Source organism: Streptosporangium nondiastaticum, assembly GCF_003011965.1.
GTDB lineage: Bacteria > Actinomycetota > Actinomycetes > Streptomycetales > Streptomycetaceae > Streptomyces > Streptomyces nondiastaticus.
In genome coordinates, this window is record NZ_PXWG01000006.1 from 106,969 (window position 1) to 127,653 (window position 20,685).

General features: G+C 71.0%; 21 protein-coding genes and 2 pseudogenes. 11 read left to right on the top strand and 12 right to left on the bottom strand.

What is annotated here, in order from left to right; all coding sequences use genetic code 11:
• Positions 1 to 16 precede the first annotated feature (16 nt).
• The 3 genes from B7P34_RS05140 to B7P34_RS05155 are packed head-to-tail and all read right to left on the bottom strand — an operon-like array spanning position 17 to position 2,708.
• Positions 17 to 886, bottom strand: a complete 870-nt coding sequence (locus B7P34_RS05140; protein ID WP_146166732.1) for a hypothetical protein — start codon at positions 884 to 886, stop codon at positions 17 to 19.
• The gene (locus B7P34_RS37250) at positions 883 to 2,403 is read right to left on the bottom strand and encodes a hypothetical protein (RefSeq protein WP_189382471.1); all 1,521 of its coding nucleotides are present in this window, start codon (positions 2,401 to 2,403) and stop codon (positions 883 to 885) included. Before B7P34_RS37250 ends, B7P34_RS05140 begins: the two co-directional genes overlap by 4 nt.
• Positions 2,400 to 2,708: a hypothetical protein gene (locus B7P34_RS05155; protein WP_106674582.1), complete on the bottom strand. Its 309-nt coding sequence runs from the start codon at positions 2,706 to 2,708 to the stop codon at positions 2,400 to 2,402. The genes B7P34_RS37250 and B7P34_RS05155 overlap by 4 nt, the downstream gene beginning before the upstream one ends.
• 120 nt (positions 2,709 to 2,828) lie before the next feature.
• On the opposite strand from B7P34_RS05155, the gene B7P34_RS05160 reads away from it, so the two are divergent.
• Genes B7P34_RS05160 through B7P34_RS05170 form a run of 3 tightly spaced genes read left to right on the top strand, consistent with a single transcriptional unit; the run spans position 2,829 to position 4,263 of the window.
• The gene (locus B7P34_RS05160) at positions 2,829 to 3,206 is read left to right on the top strand and encodes a helix-turn-helix domain-containing protein (RefSeq protein ID WP_106674583.1); all 378 of its coding nucleotides are present in this window, start codon (positions 2,829 to 2,831) and stop codon (positions 3,204 to 3,206) included.
• 18 nt (positions 3,207 to 3,224) lie between these two features.
• Complete coding sequence (locus B7P34_RS05165; RefSeq protein ID WP_106674584.1) at positions 3,225 to 3,791, top strand: hypothetical protein; 567 nt, start codon at positions 3,225 to 3,227, stop codon at positions 3,789 to 3,791.
• A 43-nt stretch (positions 3,792 to 3,834) separates the two neighbouring features.
• Entirely contained in the window at positions 3,835 to 4,263 is a 429-nt protein-coding gene (locus B7P34_RS05170) for a DUF2516 family protein (protein ID WP_223267512.1), read from the top strand.
• A gap of 54 nt (positions 4,264 to 4,317) precedes the next feature.
• Here the strand turns inward: B7P34_RS05170 and B7P34_RS05175 are convergent, their stop codons facing one another.
• Positions 4,318 to 5,628, bottom strand: coding sequence for a PP2C family protein-serine/threonine phosphatase (locus tag B7P34_RS05175; RefSeq protein ID WP_106674585.1), 1,311 nt, complete (start codon positions 5,626 to 5,628; stop codon positions 4,318 to 4,320).
• Between the two features lie 409 nt (positions 5,629 to 6,037).
• Positions 6,038 to 7,111, bottom strand: coding sequence for a C40 family peptidase (locus B7P34_RS05180; RefSeq protein ID WP_106674586.1), 1,074 nt, complete (start codon positions 7,109 to 7,111; stop codon positions 6,038 to 6,040).
• Between the two features lie 443 nt (positions 7,112 to 7,554).
• On the opposite strand from B7P34_RS05180, the gene pstS reads away from it, so the two are divergent.
• From pstS to pstB, 4 genes are all read left to right on the top strand, one after another.
• Positions 7,555 to 8,685 (top strand): phosphate ABC transporter substrate-binding protein PstS, encoded by a 1,131-nt coding sequence (gene pstS / locus B7P34_RS05185; RefSeq protein ID WP_106674587.1) that lies wholly within the window; start codon positions 7,555 to 7,557, stop codon positions 8,683 to 8,685.
• Between the two features lie 113 nt (positions 8,686 to 8,798).
• Positions 8,799 to 9,803, top strand: a complete 1,005-nt coding sequence (gene pstC, locus B7P34_RS05190) for a phosphate ABC transporter permease subunit PstC (RefSeq protein WP_106674588.1) — start codon at positions 8,799 to 8,801, stop codon at positions 9,801 to 9,803.
• On the top strand, positions 9,800 to 10,885 hold the full coding sequence (pstA, locus tag B7P34_RS05195; RefSeq protein ID WP_106674589.1) for a phosphate ABC transporter permease PstA: 1,086 nt from the start codon (positions 9,800 to 9,802) through the stop codon (positions 10,883 to 10,885). The genes pstC and pstA overlap by 4 nt, the downstream gene beginning before the upstream one ends.
• A gap of 32 nt (positions 10,886 to 10,917) precedes the next feature.
• A complete protein-coding gene (pstB, locus tag B7P34_RS05200; protein ID WP_030367111.1) occupies positions 10,918 to 11,697 on the top strand; it encodes a phosphate ABC transporter ATP-binding protein PstB in 780 nt (259 codons plus the stop codon).
• Positions 11,698 to 11,860: 163 nt separating this feature from the next.
• Here the strand turns inward: pstB and B7P34_RS05205 are convergent, their stop codons facing one another.
• Both B7P34_RS05205 and B7P34_RS05210 read right to left on the bottom strand, forming a co-directional pair.
• Positions 11,861 to 12,859, bottom strand: a complete 999-nt coding sequence (locus B7P34_RS05205; RefSeq protein WP_106674590.1) for an inorganic phosphate transporter — start codon at positions 12,857 to 12,859, stop codon at positions 11,861 to 11,863.
• Between the two features lie 6 nt (positions 12,860 to 12,865).
• Positions 12,866 to 13,486, bottom strand: a complete 621-nt coding sequence (locus B7P34_RS05210; RefSeq protein ID WP_106674591.1) for a DUF47 domain-containing protein — start codon at positions 13,484 to 13,486, stop codon at positions 12,866 to 12,868.
• Between the two features lie 322 nt (positions 13,487 to 13,808).
• Here B7P34_RS05210 and B7P34_RS05215 point away from each other — a divergent pair.
• Positions 13,809 to 14,096: pseudogene (locus B7P34_RS05215) on the top strand (metal-sensitive transcriptional regulator); the annotation flags it as partial.
• Positions 14,097 to 14,283: 187 nt separating this feature from the next.
• On the opposite strand, the gene B7P34_RS37255 reads toward B7P34_RS05215, so the two are convergent.
• The gene (locus B7P34_RS37255; protein ID WP_189382472.1) at positions 14,284 to 14,457 is read right to left on the bottom strand and encodes a hypothetical protein; all 174 of its coding nucleotides are present in this window, start codon (positions 14,455 to 14,457) and stop codon (positions 14,284 to 14,286) included.
• A 219-nt stretch (positions 14,458 to 14,676) separates the two neighbouring features.
• Entirely contained in the window at positions 14,677 to 15,726 is a 1,050-nt protein-coding gene (locus B7P34_RS05220) for a hypothetical protein (RefSeq protein WP_223267513.1), read from the bottom strand.
• On the opposite strand from B7P34_RS05220, the gene B7P34_RS37260 reads away from it, so the two are divergent.
• On the top strand, positions 15,727 to 15,903 hold the full coding sequence (locus B7P34_RS37260) for a hypothetical protein (RefSeq protein ID WP_189382474.1): 177 nt from the start codon (positions 15,727 to 15,729) through the stop codon (positions 15,901 to 15,903). It abuts the gene before it with no gap.
• A gap of 312 nt (positions 15,904 to 16,215) precedes the next feature.
• Positions 16,216 to 17,772, top strand: coding sequence for an FAD-binding oxidoreductase (locus B7P34_RS05225; RefSeq protein ID WP_223267514.1), 1,557 nt, complete (start codon positions 16,216 to 16,218; stop codon positions 17,770 to 17,772).
• A 123-nt stretch (positions 17,773 to 17,895) separates the two neighbouring features.
• On the opposite strand, the gene B7P34_RS05230 is transcribed toward B7P34_RS05225, so the two are convergent.
• Entirely contained in the window at positions 17,896 to 18,627 is a 732-nt protein-coding gene (locus B7P34_RS05230; protein ID WP_106674595.1) for a phosphatase PAP2 family protein, read from the bottom strand.
• Positions 18,628 to 18,831: 204 nt separating this feature from the next.
• Positions 18,832 to 19,836, bottom strand: a complete 1,005-nt coding sequence (locus B7P34_RS05235; RefSeq protein ID WP_106674596.1) for an NlpC/P60 family protein — start codon at positions 19,834 to 19,836, stop codon at positions 18,832 to 18,834.
• 134 nt (positions 19,837 to 19,970) lie between these two features.
• On the opposite strand from B7P34_RS05235, the gene B7P34_RS05240 reads away from it, so the two are divergent.
• On the top strand, positions 19,971 to 20,180 hold the full coding sequence (locus B7P34_RS05240) for a DUF397 domain-containing protein (protein WP_106674597.1): 210 nt from the start codon (positions 19,971 to 19,973) through the stop codon (positions 20,178 to 20,180).
• 64 nt (positions 20,181 to 20,244) lie between these two features.
• Here B7P34_RS05240 and B7P34_RS37265 read toward each other — a convergent pair.
• A pseudogene (locus B7P34_RS37265) lies at positions 20,245 to 20,685 on the bottom strand (hypothetical protein); the annotation flags it as partial.

A 20,685-nucleotide genomic window follows, 5' to 3' on the forward strand; every position in this document is an offset into this window, starting at 1 on the left:
CGCCGGAGCGTTCGCGCTACTTGTCGGCCAGTAGGTCGGTGCGGTGCTGTTCGAGGTCGGTGACGCCGTCGAGGTCCACCTTGACCGTGAACCTGGGCGCTCCGTCGGGGCCCTTCTCCGGGGTCAGCTGCCGGCTGTTCGCGAAGCCCCAGCTACCGCCGGTGTAGACAGCCTTGAGCATGCCGTCCACCGTCCCGAGGACGTCGAAGGGTTCGCCCTCCGACCGGAAAGTCCAGTGGGTCCGGTACCAGGCGTCCAACTGCTCCGGGGCCGCCAGGAAGCGCTCGCCGCCCGGGTCCCGGGGATCGGCGATGAGATCCTCGGGCCGGTCGTCCCCGGTGGTCAGAGCGATGAGGCCCGACGCGTCGGCTTCGTCAGCGGCCGGATACGTCCGGCCGCGGTGGACCGCGTAGGTCTTGGGGCGGAAATGGTCAGCCTCGTCCAGACGCCGCACCAGGGCGTGCAGCGGCTGCAGCAGATCCTCATGGTGCTCCGCCAGATCGGTGACCTCGTCGCGCAGGAAGACGCCGTAGTAGTCGGTGAACAGACGCTTGAGATGCTCATTGGCGAAGTGTTCGTCGGAGCCGAGGTAGTCGCCCTCGAGCGTGGTGGGCGTGGCGGCGGTGCACTCGAAGAGCTCGCCGCGCCAGCGGAACGTCCACGTCACGGCATACCAGGCTTCCAGGCGCTCCGGCGCAACCGGATACCCCACCGAACCGTTGGCGGCCTCACGCGGCGCGACCCCTTCGGGTGCGGGGCGCCCGGGCTCGGGCAGCAGCTCGACACACGGCCAAAACCCAACGGCGGCACGGGCCGGGTAGAGCTCCCCGTGGAAGACGGCGACCTCGCCCTTGACCGGGAAGGGGGAAACCCCAGCGTCAGTCATATCTTTTTCCACAGCCCTTCGTTCTTGTCGAAGAAACCGATGGCCCCTTCGGTACCGTCAGCGTGCATACGCCAGATTTCAGCATGATGGGGGAGGCCGGTGGGCTCGGCGGTCCACTCCGGGACACCCCCGCCGGTATAGCCGGTGCCAAGGAACGGGTCTCCCATGACCTGTCCCTCACCCAGGCCGGCCATGTCGGCGACGTGGTTGGCCCGCCCTTGGTCGCCGACAGCACCGAAGGACGGGGCGGCACGTATGTCGTGCGGTGCCGGGAAGCGCAGCTGGTACGCCTCGGACGCACCCTGAGGGACGGCGCTCCAGCCGGCCCCGCCATCGTCAAGCGCAAGCCCATCACGCAGTTGATCCATGCTACGCAGGTCGGCGGTGTCACAGCCGCGCGCGATGCAGCCGCGGAACTCGCCGGGGTTGAAGTCGTATTTGCCGAGCTTTGTGGCGTTTTTCAGGTAGGCCTGCATGGTTTCGGGTGGGATTACCTTAGTCACCATACGACCCTCGTCGAGCTTGATCGTGTCACGGACCCCGACGACCTCGCGGGCCTGCGCGTCGCTCAGCTCGTTGGTCCGGCTGAGCCGGAGCTTGTCGTGCTCGGAGGCGTCCAGGCCGCGTGCCGCCAACTGGTTGTCGAGCTCCTCCTGGTAGTGGGGGCCGTCGCGTAGCGCCTGGTTGTCGTACTGTTCGGCTTCATCCTCAGCCACCCGCGGAGCCTCGGCCTTGGACGCTTCGGCCGACTCGGCCTCGCTCTCAGCCGACGCGGTGAGGTCCTGAGCGTCTTGCGCCTTCGGTTCCGGAGCATCGTCAACCGACGCCGCCGGGTCCGGAGCGTCATCCTCCGAAACGTCCTCAGGCGACTCCCGCGCCTCATCAGCCGACTCCGAGGTCTCGTCGGCCGGTGCCGCCTGCTCCGAAGCGTCATCGGCTGTCGCCGTCGGATCCGGAGCATCATCCGCCGAAGCCTCCGCAGACGACTCTGCGGCCTCGGCCCGCTCCGGAACAGCCTCCTCCTCAGCCTCCGCGCCGGCCTCAGCCGACTCCGGACCGTCCGCAGCCGGATCCGGGGCATCATCGGCCGACCCGGAAGCATCAGTCAGCGGCTCCGGCGCCTCATCAGCCGGAGGCTCAGCGTCGGCAGCCCGCTCCGGAACGTCCGTCGACGCAGACGGCTCCGGCGCATCGTCAACCGTCGCCGTCGGATCCGGAGCATCATCCGCCGAAGCCTCCGCAGACGGCTCTACGGCCTCGGCCCGCTCCGGAACAGCCCCCTCCTCAGCCGTCTCCTCAGCCTCCGCCCCCGCCTCAGCCGCGGACGGCGCGGGAGCGCCCTCCGGCGCCGCCGCCTCTGAGCCCTCATCAGGGTTTGAGGCCTCATCAGCCGGAGGCGCAGCGTCGGCAGTTGGCTGCGGGGAATCGTCGACCGACGCCGTCGGGTCCGGGGCGTCATCCGCCGCAGGCGGCGCCTCGGGTATCGGTGGGGGCTCCTCGCGGGTGCGGTCGCTCATGAGGCGGCTCCGGGGGCGGTGCGTGCGCGGGACAGGCGGGCCCGGGGCAGGATCCTGCCCTGCCGGGCATCGTGAGCGAGGGCCGCGAAAGCTCGGACGCGCGCCGCCGGTTGGGCGTTCGTGGTGAGTGGGACGCGGGGCATGAAGGCCCCGGCCGGGACGGCCCGCGCCTTACTGCGCTCGGCCGTCATCTTCAGGATCAGCACGGTGATCAGCGACTGCTCCTTCTCGTTGTCGCCGACCCCCGGCCAGTCCGCGGCCGGTTCCGCGATCGCCGGGCAGCGTAACAGCCCACCACCAGGCAAGATCAGGCTCCCCGGCCAGCCCGTCGGCGGACCCGTCGGCGGGCCCGCCCCGCACCCCCGGCGCGCACTTTTGCAAGCAGGTGCTTGCAAAAGTTAGCAACGTGCGGCAGCATCGAGGGCATGGCATCACTCAACGTCGGCAACCTCGGCGAGTATCTGCGCGAGCAGCGGCGCAACGCGCAGCTCACCTTGCGGCAGCTCGCCGATGCCGCCGGAGTGTCCAACCCGTATCTCAGCCAGATCGAGCGCGGCCTGCGCAAGCCGAGCGCCGAGATCCTGCAGCAGCTCGCGAAGGCGCTGCGGATCTCCGCCGAGACCTTGTACGTGCAGGCCGGGATCCTCGATGAGCGGGACCGGGACGAGGCGGAGGTCCGCAGTGTGATCCTCGCCGACCCCTCGATCAACGAGCAGCAGAAGCAGGTGCTGCTGCAGATCTACGAGTCCTTCCGCAAGGAGAACGGGCTCTCGACGGACGAAGCCAGCAAACCCTCCAGCTGATCCGGGAGATCCATCGCCATGGCCATCACCAAGCAGGACGTCCTCACCGCCGCCACCGACACGGCCTACGCCGCCGCCGGCGCCGCGGACATCGCCGCGGAGAAGATCGGGCAGTTCATCACCGAGGCCCCCGAGCGTCTCGAGAAGCTGAAGAAGACCGACCCCAAGGCCGTGGGCGAGCGGGCGAAGCAGCAGGCCAAGGAGGCCCAGGCCACCCTGACCGCGAAGTTCAACGAGGTCGTCGGCTCGCTCGACAGCGACGTGAAGAACCTGGGCCAGACCGCGCAGGACTTCGCCCTCAAGGGCGTCGGCCAGGCCGTCGGGTACGTGGCGGTGGCCGGTGAGCAGTTCGAGAAGCTGACGGAGCGCGGCCGGGTGGCCGTCAAGCAGTGGCGCGGCGAGGCCGCCGACGAGTTCCAGGACATCGCCGTGGCCATCGAGCCGGAGGCGGCGGGCGACAAGCCCGCGGAGGACAAGCCGGCCGAGGACGCCGCCTCCGACGACGCCAAGCCCGCCGCAGCCCGCAAGTCGGCCGCCAGGAAGACGGCCGCGGCGAAGAAGGCCGACGCCAAGACCGGCGAGTAACCGCAGGTCACAGCCCTACGGGGACGGTCCGGGCACATATGGCGTGCCCGGGCCGTTCTCCGGGTACGGTGGCGTTCAGGGCCCGGACGAGACGGACCCGGACGAGACGGACGAGGTGGGCGACGTGCTGGTGCAAGCCTTCGGGCAGGTCATGTACTGGATCTCCATCGGCCTGCTCGTCTTCAGCCTGGTCGCGTTCGTCAACGCCGCCGTGCACCGCGAGGACGCCTACCGCGCCGCGGACAAGCAGTCCAAGCCCTTCTGGCTGATCATCCTCGGCGTCGCCGTCGCCGTGAACCTGTTCATGGGGATCATGAGCTTCCTGCCGGTGCTCGGCCTGGTCGCCACGATCGTCTACGTCGTGGACGTCCGGCCGGCGCTCAAGCAGGTCTCGGGCGGCCGCGGCCCGCGCCGCCGGGGCCGGGGATCCAGCTCCGACGGTCCGTACGGGCCGTACAACGGCGGCCGCTGAGCCCCCTGGGCTCCCTGGGCTCCCTGCCGGCAGGTCCAGCAGGTCCCCTGCCGGCTACGTCCGCACCGGCCGCACCGCCGCCCGCCCCGCCGGCCAGTGGGGCCTGTCCCTGTCGCCCTCCGCCGGAACCCGGCCGCGGTCGAGCAGCAGCACCGCGAGGTCGTCCGTCAGCTCCCCGCCGTTGAGGGCCTGGACCTCGGCGACCGTCGCGTCCAGAAGCTCCTCGCCGTGCAGGCCCTCCGCGAGCCCGCGGCTGATCAGCTCGACCATGCCGTCCTGGCCCAGGCGCCGTGCGCCGGCCCCGACGCGGCCCTCGATCAGCCCGTCCGTGTACATCAGCAGGCTCCACAGGCCGCCGAGTTCGACCTGGCGGCGCGGCCAGCGGGCGCGCCGGAGCAGGCCGAGCGCGGGGCCGCCGTCCTCCTGGGGCAGCAGCCGCGGCGCACGTCCGGGTCGTACGAGCAGCGGGGCGGGGTGGCCGGCGAGGCTGAGGCCCGCCCGGCGCCCGTCCGCCGATATGTCGACCGCGCACAGCGTCGCGAAGGTCTCGTCATCGGCGCGCTCGTGCTCCAGGACCTGCTGGAGCGTGGCGAGGAGTTCGTCGCCGCAGAGCCCGGCGAAGGTCAGCGCCCGCCAGGCGATGCGGAGTTCGACGCCGAGGGCGGCCTCGTCGGGGCCGTGGCCGCTGACGTCGCCGATCATGGCGTGCACGGTGCCGTCGGGCGTGCGGACCATGTCGTAGAAGTCGCCGCCGAGCAGGGCGCGGCTGCGGCCGGGCCGGTAGCGGGCGGCGAAGCGCAGGCCGGAGCCGGCGAGCAGCGGGGTGGGCAGCAGGCCGCGCTCCAGGCGGGCGTTCTCCTGGGCGCGCAGCCGGGACTCGGTGAGCTGCCGCTGGGTGAGGTCGGCGCGCTTGCGCTCGACGGCGTAGCGGATGGCCCGGCTGAGGACGCGCCCGTCGAGCTCGTCGCGCGAGAGGTAGTCCTGGGCGCCGACGCGCACGGCTTCGGCCGCGCGCTCGGTGTCCTCCTCGGCGGTGAGGGCGAGGACGGCGTGGTGCGGGGCGAGGCGCAGCACCTGGCGCAGGGTGTCCAGCTCGTCGGTCCGGCCGGTGGCCGGGCCGGTGGCGGCTCCGGCGTCCGCCAGGTCGAGGAGGATGCAGTGGACGTCGTCGGTGAGGAGCCGCTCGGCCTCGGTGAGGTTGCGGGCGGTGCGGATGCGGACCGGGCTGCCCACGGCACCCGACATTTCAGTGATGTCGGGCATCGAGAGGGGCCCGGCAGGATCGTTCTCGATCACCAGGAGGGTCAGCCCGGTGTCGGGCGGCGCGGTCACCGGCTCCGCGGACCTCGGCACGGGTACGGACATGTCTTCGGTTTCCTTCCTCCCCCAGCGACCGCTGGGGGTGCCTCCGCCCCCTGAGGCACGGCCCCCGCGACCGGCGGGGTGCCGAACGCGACCCTAGCGTCAGGGCATGCTCGAACGGAATGGAGCGGAGCCACTCGCCGCTGTCATATGCCCTAGCCGGAGCGGCATTTGACGCGTGAGGGGAGAAACACGCGATGACAAACATCACCCCGACGGGGGTCACTGTGTGCGAGCCGCGTCACACGTGCCGGGCGTCACAGCCGCGGTGAAAGCCGGGGCGCCGCGGCCCCGGCATCTCCGGCCCCCCGACGCCCCCGTAACAGCCGCCGGCGAAGCCGGGAGCGCCGCGGCCCCGGCCCCTCCGGCACCCGACGCCCCCCGGCAACCGGCACAACCACCCGCACCCCCCTCACCCCGGCCGCACGACCCCCAGCACCGGCATCGAGCCCGCGCCCGCGATCGTCACCTGCCGGCCCGGCCGCGGCGCGTGCACCATCGCGCCGTCGCCCACGTACATCCCGACGTGGCTCGCGTCGCCGAAGTAGATGATCAGGTCGCCGGGCCGCATGTCCTTGAGGTCCACCTTGGGCAGCAGGCGCCACTGGTCCTGCGAGGTGCGCGGGATCGCCCGGCCCGCGGCCGCCCAGGCCTTCAGCGTCAGCCCGGAGCAGTCGTACGTGTCGGGCCCCTCGGCGCCCCACACGTAGTTCTTGCCGATCTGGGCGGTCGCGAAGTCGACCGCCCGCTTGCCCTCGGCCGTGGCGGCGCCCGAGCCCTTGAGCCCGGCGCCCTTCACCGCGTCCGAGGAGAGCCACTTCTGCTGGGCCTGGCGGGCGCGCTCCTCCTCCAGCAGCCGCAGCCGTTCGCGTTCCTTCTCCTCCAGCTTCGACTCCAGCTCCTTGGCGGCCGCGAGCTTGGCCTCGATCTCCTTCTTCGCGCCCTCCTTCTTGCGGCGCTCGCCGTCGAGGGTCTTCCAGCGCTCGCCGGCGGCCTTGGCGTAGCCGTCGATGGCCTTCTGGGCGGCGGCGACCTGGGTGATCAGCCCGCGCGTGGCGGCCTGCCCCTTGTGGGTGAGGGCCGCGCCGTCGAAGAAGCTCTCGGGGGAGCCGGAGAGCAGGAGCCGGACCTGGGGCGGCATGCTGCCGTCGCGGTACTGGGCGCGGGCCAGGGAGCCGGCCTGGTTCTTGAGGCGGTTCATCCGCTCCTGGGCCTCGGCCGCGGACTTCGCGATCTCGGCGATCGACTTCTCCTGGCTGCGCTGGGCCTCGTTCGCGGCGTTGTAGGCGTCCGTGGCGGCCTCGGCCTGCCGGTAGAGGCCCTCCACCTCCTTGTGGACGTCTTCCAGGGAGCGCGGTGGCTTGGGTTCCGCATACGCCGTGCCGGGCATGGTGGCCACCACCCCGGCCACCGCCAGGACGCATATCAATGCGGTCACCGAGATCACGCGTCTGCCTCCGCAGCCCTCGCCTCTGCCGACCGCCATGCTCCCAGTGATTCCGGCGTCCGCATTCCAGCCGTTCCGCCCCACAGACCACCTCCGCGGTCAATGCCCCCACGTCTGACATACCGTCACGCGAGGAAGGGATGCTGCCATGACGCCCCGCAAACCGACAGAGATCTGCGTCACACTCAGGAGAGTCCGGCCTGCAACCACCGCACGGACCGCACGAGACCGGCCACGCGAGCCCTCCGCGGGCTCCCCGCGGTCCCCCCGCAAGCCCTCCGCGAGCCACCCGCCCCAGGTTCCATGATCTTTTCGGAGGCCACCACCCTGACGGGTGAGGTTCACCCTGCGTTCACTCTTCCCCATCGACCGCTTCACCTGATCTGCCTAATTTCGCCGATAGAGGGTGCGGGCAGAAGCGTCCGCGCCGGAAACCTCTCGCACGCCGCCCCAGCGGCGGCTCCCGGAAGGAACACCCGAAAGTGAAGCTTCAGCGCAAGAACCGGCTCCGCGCCGTCGCTCTCGGCGCCATCGCCGTCTCCGGCGCCCTGGTCCTCACGGCGTGCGGCTCGGACGACAACAGCGGTGGCGGTTCCACCGGCGGCGGCTCCACCAAGGCCGCGGGCAACATCAAGTGCGAGGGCAAGGGGCAGCTCCTGGCCTCGGGCTCGTCCGCGCAGAAGAACGCCATGGACCTCTGGGTCAAGAACTTCATGGCGGCCTGCAAGGACATCCAGATCAACTACAAGCCCACCGGCTCGGGCGCGGGCATCCAGGAGTTCCTCCAGGGCAAGACCGCCTTCGCGGGCTCCGACTCGGCGCTCAAGCCGGAGGAGGTCGCGAAGTCCAAGGAGGTCGTCAAGGGCGGCCAGGGCATCAACCTCCCGATGGTCGGCGGCCCGATCGCGATCGGCTACAACGTCCCGGGCGTGGACAACCTCGTCCTCGACGCCGACACCCTCGCCAAGATCTTCGACGGCAAGATCGAGAAGTGGAACGACGAGGCGATCGCCAAGCTCAACAAGGACGCCAAGCTCCCGGACCTCAAGATCCAGGCGTTCCACCGCTCCGACGAGTCGGGCACCACGGACAACTTCACCAAGTACCTCAAGGCCGCCGCCGACAAGTCCTGGCCGTACGAGCCCGCGAAGGCCTGGAAGGCCAAGGGCGGCCAGTCCGCGGACGGCTCCGCCGGTGTCTCCTCGCAGGTCAAGCAGACCCAGGGCGCCATCTCCTACTTCGAGCTCTCCTACGCCACGGCCAGCTCGATCAAGACGGTGAAGCTCAACACCGGCGCCTCCGCCCCGGTCGAGGCCTCCTCCGAGAACGCCTCGAAGGCCATCGCCGAGGCGAAGATCGCCGGCACCGGCAAGGACCTGGCGCTCAAGCTGAACTACACCACCAAGGCCGAGGGCGCCTACCCGATCACCCTGGTCACGTACGAGATCGCCGGTGACCAGGGCAACAAGGCCGAGACCCTCCCCGCGGTCAAGTCCTTCCTCTCCTACATCGCGAGCGCGGACGGCCAGTCGGTCCTGAAGGACCTCGGCTACGCCCCGCTGCCCGCCGAGATCGCCACGAAGGTCCGCGAGACGGTCGCGAGCCTGTCCTGAGCCGTGTGTGGCGGGGCTCCGGCACCGGAGCCCCGCCACACCGTCCGGTGCACCGCCGCACGAGGAGCCGCCTCCCCCGCCGGGGAGCGGCCCCGCAGACCGGAGAAATCCCCATGGACATAACCAGCTCAACCGCCGACAGCAGCCCACCGGCGAGGCCGGGCGCGAAGCCGGGCTCGAAGGCCGCGAATGCCGCGAAGGGCGCCACCCGCCCGGGCGACCGGATCTTCCTCGCCCTCTCCCGCGGCTCCGGCCTCCTGCTTCTGGTGATCATGGCCGCCATCGCGGCCTTCCTCGCCGTCCGGGCCACCAACGCCCTCTCCCACAACGAAGGCAACTTCTTCACCACCTTCGAGTGGAGCGCCAACGCCACCCCGCCGGTCTTCGGCATCGCCGTCCTGGCCTTCGGCACGATCGTCAGCTCGCTGATCGCGATGATCATCGCCGTGCCGGTGGCCATCGGGGTCGCGCTGTTCATCTCGCACTACGCCCCGCGCCGGCTCGCCGCCCCGCTCGCGTACGTGATCGACCTGCTCGCCGCCGTACCGTCCATCGTCTACGGCCTGTGGGGCGCCCTCTTCCTGGTGCCGCATCTCGGCGGCCTCTACAGCTGGATGAACGACTACCTCGGCTGGACCGGCGTCTTCGCGTACCACGACGGCGCCGCCCGCTCCCTCTTCACCATCGGCATCCTGCTGGCGATCATGATCCTGCCGATCGTCACCAGCGTCAGCCGCGAGGTCTTCCTGCAGGCCCCGAAGATGCACGAGGAGGCCGCGCTCGCGCTCGGCGCCACCCGCTGGGAAGTCATCCGGATGGCTGTCCTCCCCTTCGGCCGCTCCGGTGTCATCAGCGCCTCCATGCTCGGCCTCGGCCGCGCCCTCGGCGAGACGATGGCCGTCGCCACCGTCCTCTCCCCCAGCTTCACCATCGGCAAGAGCCTGCTGGACCCGGGCGGCGGCACGTTCGCCCAGAACATCGCCAGCAGCTTCAAGGAGTCCGGTGAGATCGGCAAGGACGCCCTGATCGCCTCCGGCCTCGTCCTCTTCGTCCTGACCCTGCTGGTCAACGGAGCGGCCCGGCTGATCATCGCGCGTCGCAAGGAGTACTCGGAATGAGCGACGTGACCATCGACCAGCCGCTGGTCTCCGACGGCGCCCCGCCGCCGCGGCCCGTGTCGCTGCGCCAGCCGCGCCTGCCGCGCTGGGCCCCGGCCGCCGTCGCCGCCGGTGCGATCGCCGCGGGCTGCGGGATCGGCCTGGGCGCCGCGCTGAGCAGCCGCATCCAGTGGGGCCTGATCGCCGCCGGCCTCTTCGTCATCGTGATGTACGCCCTCGCGGCGCGCGTCGAGGGCCGCCGCCAGGCCACGGACCGACTGGCGACCAGCCTCGTCTGGGTCTGCTTCCTGCTCGCCGTCGTACCGCTGGTCTCCCTGATCTGGGAGACCGTCGCCCGCGGCATCAAGGTCCTCGACGGGAACTTCCTCACCCACTCCATGGCCGGTGTCCTCACCATCCAGCCCGGTGGCGGCGTCTACCACGCGATCATCGGCACCCTGGAGCAGGTCGGCATCGCCACCGCCATCGCGGCCCCGGTGGGCCTGCTGACGGCCGTCTACCTCGTCGAGTACGGGCGCGGCCGGCTGGCGAAGGCCGTGACGTTCTTCGTGGACGTCATGACGGGCATCCCGTCGATCGTCGCGGGTCTGTTCATCCTGAGCTTCTGGATCCTCATGCTCGACTTCGGCTACTCGGGCTTCGCCGGCTCGATGGCCCTGGCGATCCTGATGATGCCGGTCGTCGTCCGCTCCACCGAGGAGATGCTCAAGCTCGTCCCCAACGAGCTGCGCGAGGCCTCGCTGGCCCTGGGCGTGCCGAAGTGGCGCACGATCCTCAAGGTCGTCCTGCCCACGGCCATCGGCGGCATCGCCACCGGCGTCACGCTCGCCATCGCCCGCATCGCCGGCGAGTCCGCCCCGATCGTCCTGCTGGTCTTCGGCTCCCAGGTGATCAACAACAACCCGTTCGACGGGGCCCAGTCCTCCCTGCCGTACTACATCTACGAGCAGTGGGCGGCCGGCAACGACGCCAGCTACGCCCGCGCCTGGGCGGCGGCGCTCGTCCTCATCGCCTTCGTCATGATCCTGAATCTGGTGGCCCGCGGCATCGCCCGCTGGAAGGCCCCCAAGACCGGCCGCTGACGCGGTTTTTTCCGAAAGAAGTAGTGATCCCCATGGCCAAGCGAATCGACGTCAGCGGCCTCTCCGCCTACTACGGCACCCACAAGGCCATCGACGACATCTCGATGACCGTCGAACCCCGCTCCGTCACGGCCTTCATCGGCCCCTCCGGCTGCGGCAAGTCGACCTTCCTGCGCACCCTGAACCGCATGCACGAGGTCACCCCCGGCGGCCGCGTCGAGGGCAAGGTGATGCTGGACGACGAGAACCTCTACGGCGCCGGCGTCGACCCGGTCTCCGTGCGCCGCACGGTCGGCATGGTCTTCCAGCGGCCGAACCCCTTCCCGACCATGTCGATCTACGAGAACGTGGCCGCGGGCATCCGCCTCAACGGGGGCCGCATCCGCAAGGCCGAGCTGGACGACGTGGTGGAGAAGTCCCTCCAGGGCGCGAACCTCTGGAAGGAGGTCAAGGACCGGCTGAACAAGCCGGGAGCGGGCCTCTCCGGCGGCCAGCAGCAGCGGCTGTGCATAGCCCGGGCGATCGCGGTGGAGCCGCAGGTCCTGCTGATGGACGAGCCCTGCTCGGCGCTCGACCCGATCTCGACGCTCGCGATCGAGGACCTGATCGGGGAGCTGAAGGAGCGCTTCACGATCGTGATCGTGACGCACAACATGCAGCAGGCGGCGCGCGTCTCCGACCGCACGGCGTTCTTCAACCTGGCGGGCGTCGGCCAGCCGGGCAAGCTGGTCGAGATCGACGAGACGGCGAGGATCTTCTCGAACCCGTCGGTCCAGGCCACGGAGGACTACATCTCGGGCCGGTTCGGCTAGGCCGCCTCCCCCTGAGCCGCCTTACGGCGCTGCATGGCGGTGCCGCCGCAAGGCGAAGGGCCCGCCCCCTGTTCGTACCAGGGGGCGGGCCCTACTCCGTGAGCGGTCCGGAATCAGCACTCCGTAAGCGGTCCGGAATCAGCACTCCGTAAGCGGTCCGGGATCAGCCGAACGCCAGGTTGACCACCCAGTAAGCCAGCGCGGCGACCAGCGCCGCGGCGGGCATCGTGATGAACCAGCCCAGGATGATGTTCTTCGCGACGCCCCAGCGGACCGCGTTCACCCGCTTGGTCGCGCCGACGCCCATGATCGCCGAGGTGATCACGTGCGTCGTGGAGATCGGCGCGTGGAACATGAACGCGGTCGTGAACATGACCGACGCGCCCGTGGTCTCCGCGGCGAAGCCCTGCGGCGGGTCCAGCTCGATGATCTTCCGGCCGAGCGTCCGCATGATGCGCCAGCCGCCCGCGTACGTGCCGAGCGAGAGCATGATCGCGCAGGCGAGCTTGACCCACACCGGGATGGCGTCGCCCTTGGCCTGCACGTCGCCGATGACCAGGGCCATCATCACGATGCCCATGGTCTTCTGGGCGTCCTGCAGACCGTGGCCGAGCGCCATGCCCGCGGCCGAGACCGTCTGGGCGATCCGGAACCCGCGCTTGGCCTTGTGCGGGTTGGCGCGGCGGAACATCCACATGATCGCGACCATCACCAGATAGCCGAGGATCAGGCCGACGAACGGCGAGAGGAACATCGGAATGACGATCTTCTCGACCACGCCCGACCAGATGACGGCCGTGCCGCCCGCGAGCGCCGCGCCCACCATGCCGCCGAAGAGGGCGTGCGAGGAGGACGAGGGCAGGCCGAAGTACCAGGTGATCAGGTTCCAGGCGATCGCGCCGATCAGAGCGGCGAAGAGGATGCCCATCCCCTTGTCGCCCGTCGGCGTCTCGATCAGGCCCTCACTGACCGTCTTGGCCACGCCGCTGCCCAGGAAGGCACCGGCGAGGTTCATGACGGCCGCCATCGCGAGGGCCGCGCGGGGGGTCAGCGCCCGGGTGGACACCGAGGTCGCGATGGCGTTCGCGGAGTCGTGAAAGCCGTTGGTATAGGTGAAGCCGAGCGCGACCCCGATGGTCACGACGAGAGCAAAGGTGTCCACCGGGGGTCAGGACTCCTTGACCGCGATGGTCTCGACGGTGTTGGCGACGTGCTCGAACGCGTCGGCCGCCTCTTCCAGCACGTCCACGATCTGCTTCAGCTTCAGCACCTCGATGGCGTCGTACTTGCCGTTGAAGAGCTGGGCCAGGAGCTTGCGATGGATCTGGTCCGCCTGGTTCTCCAGACGGTTCACCTCGATCCAGTACTCCGTGAGATTCGTCATGGTGCGGAGGTTCGGCATGGCCTCGGCGGTCAGCTCGGCGGCCCGCGCGAGGACCTCGATCTGCTGCTCGACGCCCTTCGGAAGCTCCTCGATCTGGTACAGGACGACCAGGTCGACGGCCTCTTCCATGAAGTCCATGATGTCGTCGAGCGAGCCGGCGAGGGCGTAGATGTCCTCGCGGTCGAACGGCGTGATGAAGGACGAGTTCAGCTGATGGAAGATCGCGTGCGTGGCATCGTCCCCCGCGTGCTCCGCTGCGCGCATCCGTTCGGCGATCTCGGCCCGTGCGGACGTATCCGCTCCGAGCAGTTCCATCAGGAGCTTGGAGCCCGTGACGATGTTGTCCGCGGAGGCGGCGAACATGTCGTAGAAGCTCGTCTCCCTGGGGGTCAGACGAAAGCGCACGTGGGATCCTCGGGGTGCAACGGATTCGGTCTCGTTGATGCTAGGCGCATCATCCAGCCACAGCTAACTGGCATTCCCTCAGTGTCGCCCATCGGGCAGAGTGCTCATGAAGCCAGGTACCGCCGCCGCGGGCAAAATTCTGTACCATATACCCTCTGGGGGTATGCGGGCGGGGTACGCACCAGCCACGCGCACCACCAGCCCGCCGGACCGCAGGAGGACGGACCCCATGACGACCACGGAAGCCCCGCTGACCAGCGGCGACGATGCTGCGGCGGCCCGTGGCGCGGCCGCGGCCTGCCACGGCGAGGCCGCCGCCCCGGCCGGTCCGCACGGCTACAGCAAGCAGAAGGACCAGCACCTCAAGCGCCTGCGCCGGATCGAGGGCCAGATCCGCGGCCTCCAGCGCATGGTCGAGGAGGACGTCTACTGCATCGACATACTCACGCAGGTGTCGGCGAGCACGAAGGCCCTGCAGTCCTTCGCCCTGCAGCTGCTGGAGGAGCACCTGCGGCACTGCGTCGCCCAGGCCGCGGTCAAGGGCGGGGACGAGATCGACGCGAAGGTGGCGGAGGCGAGCGCGGCGATCGCGCGCCTGCTGCGGACGTAGCGGTTTCCGCGGCTGCAGACGTAGCGGTTTCCGCGGCCGCAGCGGTTCCACGACCGTGGCGGTTTCCGCTGCCGTACGGGCCGGGGCCGTCCCGCCGCGGCCGGCGATCTCTTACCGCCGCAGCGGCGCGTCACCACGACGAGACGGACCCGGCGGTGCCGAACCCGCCGAGACCGTTACTCCTCGGCTACTCCTCGGCCTTTCCCCCGGCAGGGACGACCCGCAGAACCTCGTCGATGCGATCGGCGCTCAGCCGGTCCTCGTCCGCGCTGGACGCGGCGATCATCAAATCACCGTAGAGATCGATCTCGATGAGGGCCACGGGATCCGGCCCGCCCGACGAACCGCGTCGCGAAACCACGTGATTCACCTCCTCGGGTCTTTCGCCTCGGGTCCGGGACTCGATCTCGGACTCGTGCCTCGGTTGTCCTGGCCGTACTCGTCGTACCGGTCGTAAGTCGTCACTCGCCGTACCGGTCGTACTGCTCTTTCGTTCCTCGGCTAACCAGCCTAGTGATCGGTACACATGGCGCGCATGGCACAGAAGGACCATTTCCATGGCCAACTACGCCCTGCCGCGTCAATTCCGCGGCGAACCGACCTTCCCCGCATAGATATCGGCGGCGTCGGGTAGGTCCACGTCCACATCGGCGCCGAAGTCGTACAGCTCGACCGTCGAGGTCACCGTCATCGGGGCCCGCGGGGCCGAAGGGCCCGTGCTCGCCACGCTGAAACGGTGCCGCAGCCGGCGCGGCCTGCCCTGGTCGTCCAGATAGGCGTCGAAGGCCACCGTCCCGCTGGAGAAACCTTTGGCCGCCGTGGCGAGCGCCCCCCGGTCCCGCTCCGGCGCGGCGCGCACCGCCCGGCCGAGGTCGATGGTGCCCCAGTAGTGCCGCACCCGCACCCCGCCGACCCGCTCGTCCCTCATGTACGTCACCTCGCGGGCCCCGCCCAGCAGTTCGGCCGCGGCGAGCGGATCGGTGGCGCCGTTCGTGAGGAGGTTCCCGTCGGCGAGCGAGGCCGTCGCGAGCCGCACCCATTTGTCGGTCGGCACGCCCGCGCCCCGGTTCTTCATGAAGAGCGCGCCCGGGGCGAAGACCTCCGTGATCGGCCGGTGCTCGGCGGCACCGGCCGCGTCCTCCGGCACGAGCACCGTCAGGCGCCCGGCGGGCCGCTCGAAGTCGTACCCGCCCGCGCCGTGGATGGTGAGCCGGGTGCCGCCGCTGACCGTCTCCATCGACGTCCGCACCCGCGCCCGGCCCGCCCGGGCCAGCGTCCGCACGGCCTCCGCCACCGCGGCCCGCGCCCGCCCGGGATCGCTCTCGTCGCCCGCCTGCCGGGCCTGGCCGCTCAGGCTCTTCATGGTGTCGCGCAGCTCGGGGGCCTCGCCGGCGGCCGGGCCGCGGAGCGCGCAGCCGGACACCAGGAGGCCGAGGACGATGCCGCCGGCCGTCACTCCGGCGAGGGCCGCGCCGCCGCGACGGCCGTGTCCTCCGCGCCTGCTGCGTCTGCTGCGGCCTTCTCTCCGCGCCACCATTCCCTGCCAGCCCCCTGCCACCGACCCGCTGTGGAACCCGTTACTGCCAACGACGGCGTGGGCGAGGCCGTCACGGCCCGGTAGCGTGGTCACGTGTCCGAGCGAGCATCCGCGGAGCCGTCCGCGGCCCACTTCACCAGCACCAGCGAGCAGGGGTCCTTCTGCTCGGCCCGCTGCACGTGCGGCTGGCGCGGCCCCGCCCGCCGCGCCCGCTCCCTGGCCCGCGACGACGCCGCGGGGCACGAGGCCACGGCGGGCGCGACCGGCTGACCGGCCGGGAAACCCGCCCGTCGCCACGGCAGCGGGCCACGCCTGCGCGAGCCCGGCCGGCCGCGTCCGCCGCGCCCTTCACACGGGCCGTGAGCCGCCCGCCGGGCCCCGGCGGAACCGCTGCCGCCGCCACGTCATCTGTCTCCACAACAGGGGGAATCCAGCAGCACATCGGGTGACGGGGCGGGCATGGCCGTTGACGCAGGCGCAAACGGAATGAACGGGACGAAGGGCACGGGCGGCGGGCAAGGCGATGCGCGTACGGGCACACGTACGGGCAGCGGACCGCGCGGCCTCCCGGGGAGGCGTCAGTTGCTCGCCACGGGTGTGGGGCTGGCCGCCGCCGGCGCCTGGGCCTCCTCCTGCAGCGACAGCAGCGGCCTGGAGCGCCCCAACCGGATGGTGACCTCGGCCCGTGCCGTCCCCGCCTCCCGGCGCCCGGACCCGGGCAAGGCCGACTGGTCCGCCCTCGCCAAGGGCCTCTCGGGCGGCCTCGTCCGCCCCGGCGACGCCGACTACACGGCGGCCCGCCAGCTCTACAACACCCGCTTCGACGGCCTGCGCCCGGCCGGCATCGCCTACGTGACCGGCGCCCAGGACATCCGCGAGTGCCTCGCCTTCGCCCGCCGCTACAGCACCCTGATATCCATACGCAACGGCGGCCACAGCTATGCCGGTTGGTCCAGCGGCACCGACCGGCTCGTGATCGACGTCTCCCGGATGCGGACCGTGCGCACCCCGGACTCCTCCTCCGCGGTGATCGGCGCGGGCGCCAAGCTCATCGACGTCCAGACGGGACTGGCCGCGCACGGCGTCACCATCCCCTCCGGCTCCTGCCCCACCGTCGGCATCTCCGGCCTCGCCCTCGGCGGCGGACACGGTGTGACCTCCCGCGCCTACGGCCTGACCTGCGACAACCTCACCGGCGCCACCCTCGTCACCGCCGACGGCAAGGTCCTCGACGTCAGCGACGGCCGCAACGCCGACCTCTTCTGGGCCCTGCGCGGCGCGGGCAACGGCAACTTCGGCGTCGTCACCGAACTCCGCTTCCGCACCCGCAAGGCGGCGGACGGCGTCACCGGCTACGTCTCCTGGCCCTGGTCACGGGCCGCCGACGTGATCCGCGCCTGGCAGGAGTGGGGGCCGACCCGGCCCGACGAGATCTGGTCCTCCTGCGACCTGTCCGCCGCGGCGGGCGGCACGCCCCGCGTCTCCGTCTCGGCGTACTCCCTCGGCACCCAGGGGGACCTGGAGAACGCCCTGGACGCGCTGGCCGGCAAGGTCGGCGGCACGTCCAACGGCGTACGGCTGCGCCGCCGCTCCCACCTCGACATGGTCCGCGCCTACGCGGGCTGCTCCGACAAGTCGCAGACGCAGTGCCACCTGCCGGGCCGCACGCCCGGCCGCGAGACGTCCGGCGCGCTGGAGCGGGAGACGTACGGGGCCCGCTCGGACTTCTACGACCGGTCGCTGAACGCGGCGGGAGCACAGGCCCTGACCGATCAGGTGGAACGTTTCGCCCGTGGGGGCGGCAGCGGCGGCGTCTCGGTCCAGCTGACGGCCCTGGGCGGCGCGGTCAACCGCGTCCAGCCGCTGGCCACGGCGTTCGTCCACCGCCGGGCGCGATTCCTGGCCCAGTACCTGGCCCACTGGGCGGCGGGCGGCTCGGGCGGCGCGCAGACGGCGTGGCTGGACGGCACGCACGCGGCGATGCGCCGGCACGCCTCCGGGGCCGCGTACCAGAACTACGCGGACGCGAACCTGAAGGACTGGCGCAAGGCGTACTACGGCGACGCGGAGGGCCGCCTGACGAAACTCAAGCGCCAGTACGACCCGGAACGCGTCTTCGACTTCCCTCAAGCCCTCTGAGCCCCACCCCGTTGCGGCGCGACAAGCCTCCGCCGCAACGGCGCTCGGCCACGACGGAGAGGGTCCGGCGGAATCCGAAGCCGCCTGCACCGGGACGTGCGCACCCCGATCCGCCGGAAGGGCCTACGCCGCGAGGTCGTTGTCCCGGTGCCGGGGCGTCTCCCGCCCCGCATCGGTGGCCTCGGCCGCGACGAGAGGCGGCGGCGCGGCCGCCACCGGCCCGGCCGACCGGACGAGCCAAGCCGCCCGCGTACGGGCGATCGCCCGCGTGAGCGGGGTCAGCGCCATCATCGCGAGCGGCGCCAGCAGCAGCGCGACCGCCGTGCCCAGGGCGAGGCCGCCGATCACGTCCGTCGGATAGTGCACGCCCATGTAGACGCGGCAGAAGCCTTCGAGGAAGGCGAGGCCGATTCCGATCAGGCCGTACTTGCGGTTGGCGACGAAGAGGGCCACGCCGATGGCCATCGTCAGCGTCGCGTGGTCGCTGACGAAGGAGTAGTCGGTCTTGCCCTTGACCAGCACTTCCAGGCCGGTGTGGTCGATGAAGGGCCGGGGCCGCTTGACGAAGCCCCGGATCGGGACGTTGACGAGCAGGGCGAGGCCCGCGGCGAGCGGCGCCCAGAGCAGCGCGGCGACCGCGGCCGGGGCGTCCTGCCGGCGGCGCAGGCTCCACCAGGCGAGGACCATGAGGACGGCGAGCCCGAGGACGATCCCGTACTCGCCGATGAACTCCATGGTGTGGTCGAGCCAGCCGGGGGCGTCCTTGGCGAGGCCGTTGATGTCGTACAGCGTGCTGGTGTCGGGGTTCCCGCCCCTGGCCTGCGGCATGGGATAGCCCATCGCGAGTCCAGCCATGTGCCGTGGCCCCTTATCTGTCGCCTGTCGCTACGTCCAGCTGCCGACCCCCGTGGTCCGTGCGTCGCTGTAGCCCCCGCTCAGTGGCGCTGCTTTCCCACTCCCATGGAACGCGCCACTCCGGCCGGGCGTTCCACTCTTCTCCCAATGATCACCAGGACGTTATGGAAGGGTGACCCATCGTCGCAGTTCGTTCCGGAGCGTTCATGCGGTGCTGCCCGCGGGGAGCGCTTTCGCGCCATCCTGGGTGACGCGGGTGGCCCCGATGTAGTCCGGCATGTCGATCTTGTCAAAGCGGATCACGGCCCCGGTGTAGGGGGCGTTGATCATCTGTCCGCCGCCCACGTAGATGCCCACGTGGTGGATGGAGCGCGGGTCCTTCAGGTCGGTGGCGAAGAACACGAGGTCGCCCGGGATCAGCTCGTCCCGCTTGGGGTGCGGGCCCGCGTTCCACTGGTCGTTGGCCACGCGGGGCAGGGTGATGCCCACCGATTCGTAGGCGGCCTTGGTGAGGCCCGAGCAGTCGAAGCGGCCGTTGTCCTCGGCGGTGCCGTCACCGCCCCACAGATAGGGCGTGCCGAGCTTCGCCTGGGCGTAGTAGATCGCCCCGGCGGCCTGCCGGGAGGGCGCGACCCTGCCGACGGGCCGGGCGAAGCTCTTCTCCAGCGTGCGGATCGAGCGCACGTACCCCTGCGTCTCGCGGTACGGCGGGACGCCGCCGTGCTGGATGACCGCGTACGAGCCCGCGTTGTACGACGCGAGCATGTTGTCCGACAGATCGCCGGGGACGTTCTTGACGTACTTGGACAGCTCGCAGTCGTAGACGGCCGCGGAGGGGATCGCGTCCTGCGGATCCCATATGTCCTTCCTGCCGTCGCCGTTGGCGTCGATCGCGTGGGCGTCCCACGTGCCCGGGATGAACTGGGCTATCCCGCGCGCGTCCGCCGGGCTCACGGCCTTCGGGTTCCAGGCGCTCTCCGAATAGATCTGCGCGGCGAGGATGGCGGGGTTGAGGGCGGGGCACAGATTGCCCCACTTCTGCACGAGCGCCTGGTACTGGTCCGGCACGGCGCCCTTGGCCAGGCCCACGGCCCCTCCGCCGCCGCCGAGCAGGTTCGACGCGGCGGTGTAGACGCCGATCACGAGCAGCCCGATGAAGCACAGGCACATCGCGATGCCCACCGTCATGCCCACCCAGAGCTTCCGCACCCCGCAATCCTCCCCCAACGACCCGTCGCGTATCCGCAATTTGTATCGATCCGTCAACAGGCGTGCAGTGCCGCCCCGTCGCCGCAGGGCGTTACGGTGAGCGGGCGCGGTGAGGAGAGCCAGGAGGAGGGGCGATGCCGGAGCTGGACTGGATCCCGGTGACCGAGGGCGACGAGACGGAGTACCTGGAGATCGCGTTCGCCGAGAACGGCGACGTGCACCTCCGGACGAACACCGAGCCCGGGACGGTGGTGGTGACCACGGCCGCCAAGTGGGACGCCTTCGTCCTGGGCGTCAGGGCCGGGGAGTTCGACCACTTCGTGGAGGACGTCCCCGAGGCGTGAGCCGGGCCGCGGCCCGGCCCGCGCGGGATCGAACGCCGATTCAGGCGCGAGATCCGAGGCGGCCTCAGTCGTCGTCTTCCTTGTCTTTGTCCTTGTCCTTGGACTTCTTCTTGTTCTTGGACTTCTTGGCGGAGGGGGACGGCGCGGACGACGGGCCCGCATCGGCGGGCACGGCCTTCGGCGGCGCGGGCGCCCCGCCCGGCGCGCGGTCCGCCGACTCCGTGGCCGGCGCCTCGGGCCGCTGCGAGCCCGTCCCGCTGCCGGAGCCGCCGAAGACGGACGCGCCGATCGCGGCCGCCACCAGGAACGCCACGGCACCGGCCACGGCGCTGAGCAGCACCTTGGGGCTGCGTATGCCCTTGCCTCCGCCGCCCGGGAGCCCGACACCGCCGTCGACGAGAACCGCCTGGAAGAGCTGATCGTCGAGGCGCAGACGGCCCTGCCGTTCGAACTGCCCGACCTGGCGAACCGGTGCGCCTCGGCCCTCGGCCTGGGCACGGCGCTG

Bases quoted from the DNA above. Each gene is read 5' to 3' on its own strand.
- B7P34_RS05180 (WP_106674586.1), bottom strand. From the start codon at position 7,111: ATGGCGGTCGGCAGAGGCGAGGGCTGCGGAGGCAGACGCGTGATCTCG.
- B7P34_RS05160 (WP_106674583.1), top strand. From the start codon at position 2,829: ATGGCATCACTCAACGTCGGCAACCTCGGCGAGTATCTGCGCGAGCAG.
- B7P34_RS05165 (WP_106674584.1), top strand. From the start codon at position 3,225: ATGGCCATCACCAAGCAGGACGTCCTCACCGCCGCCACCGACACGGCC.
- B7P34_RS05230 (WP_106674595.1), bottom strand. From the start codon at position 18,627: ATGGCTGGACTCGCGATGGGCTATCCCATGCCGCAGGCCAGGGGCGGG.
- B7P34_RS05175 (WP_106674585.1), bottom strand. From the start codon at position 5,628: ATGTCCGTACCCGTGCCGAGGTCCGCGGAGCCGGTGACCGCGCCGCCC.
- pstB (WP_030367111.1), top strand. From the start codon at position 10,918: ATGGCCAAGCGAATCGACGTCAGCGGCCTCTCCGCCTACTACGGCACC.
- B7P34_RS05140 (WP_146166732.1), bottom strand. From the start codon at position 886: ATGACTGACGCTGGGGTTTCCCCCTTCCCGGTCAAGGGCGAGGTCGCC.
- pstC (WP_106674588.1), top strand. From the start codon at position 8,799: ATGGACATAACCAGCTCAACCGCCGACAGCAGCCCACCGGCGAGGCCG.
- B7P34_RS05240 (WP_106674597.1), top strand. From the start codon at position 19,971: ATGCCGGAGCTGGACTGGATCCCGGTGACCGAGGGCGACGAGACGGAG.
- B7P34_RS37250 (WP_189382471.1), bottom strand. From the start codon at position 2,403: ATGAGCGACCGCACCCGCGAGGAGCCCCCACCGATACCCGAGGCGCCG.
- pstA (WP_106674589.1), top strand. From the start codon at position 9,800: ATGAGCGACGTGACCATCGACCAGCCGCTGGTCTCCGACGGCGCCCCG.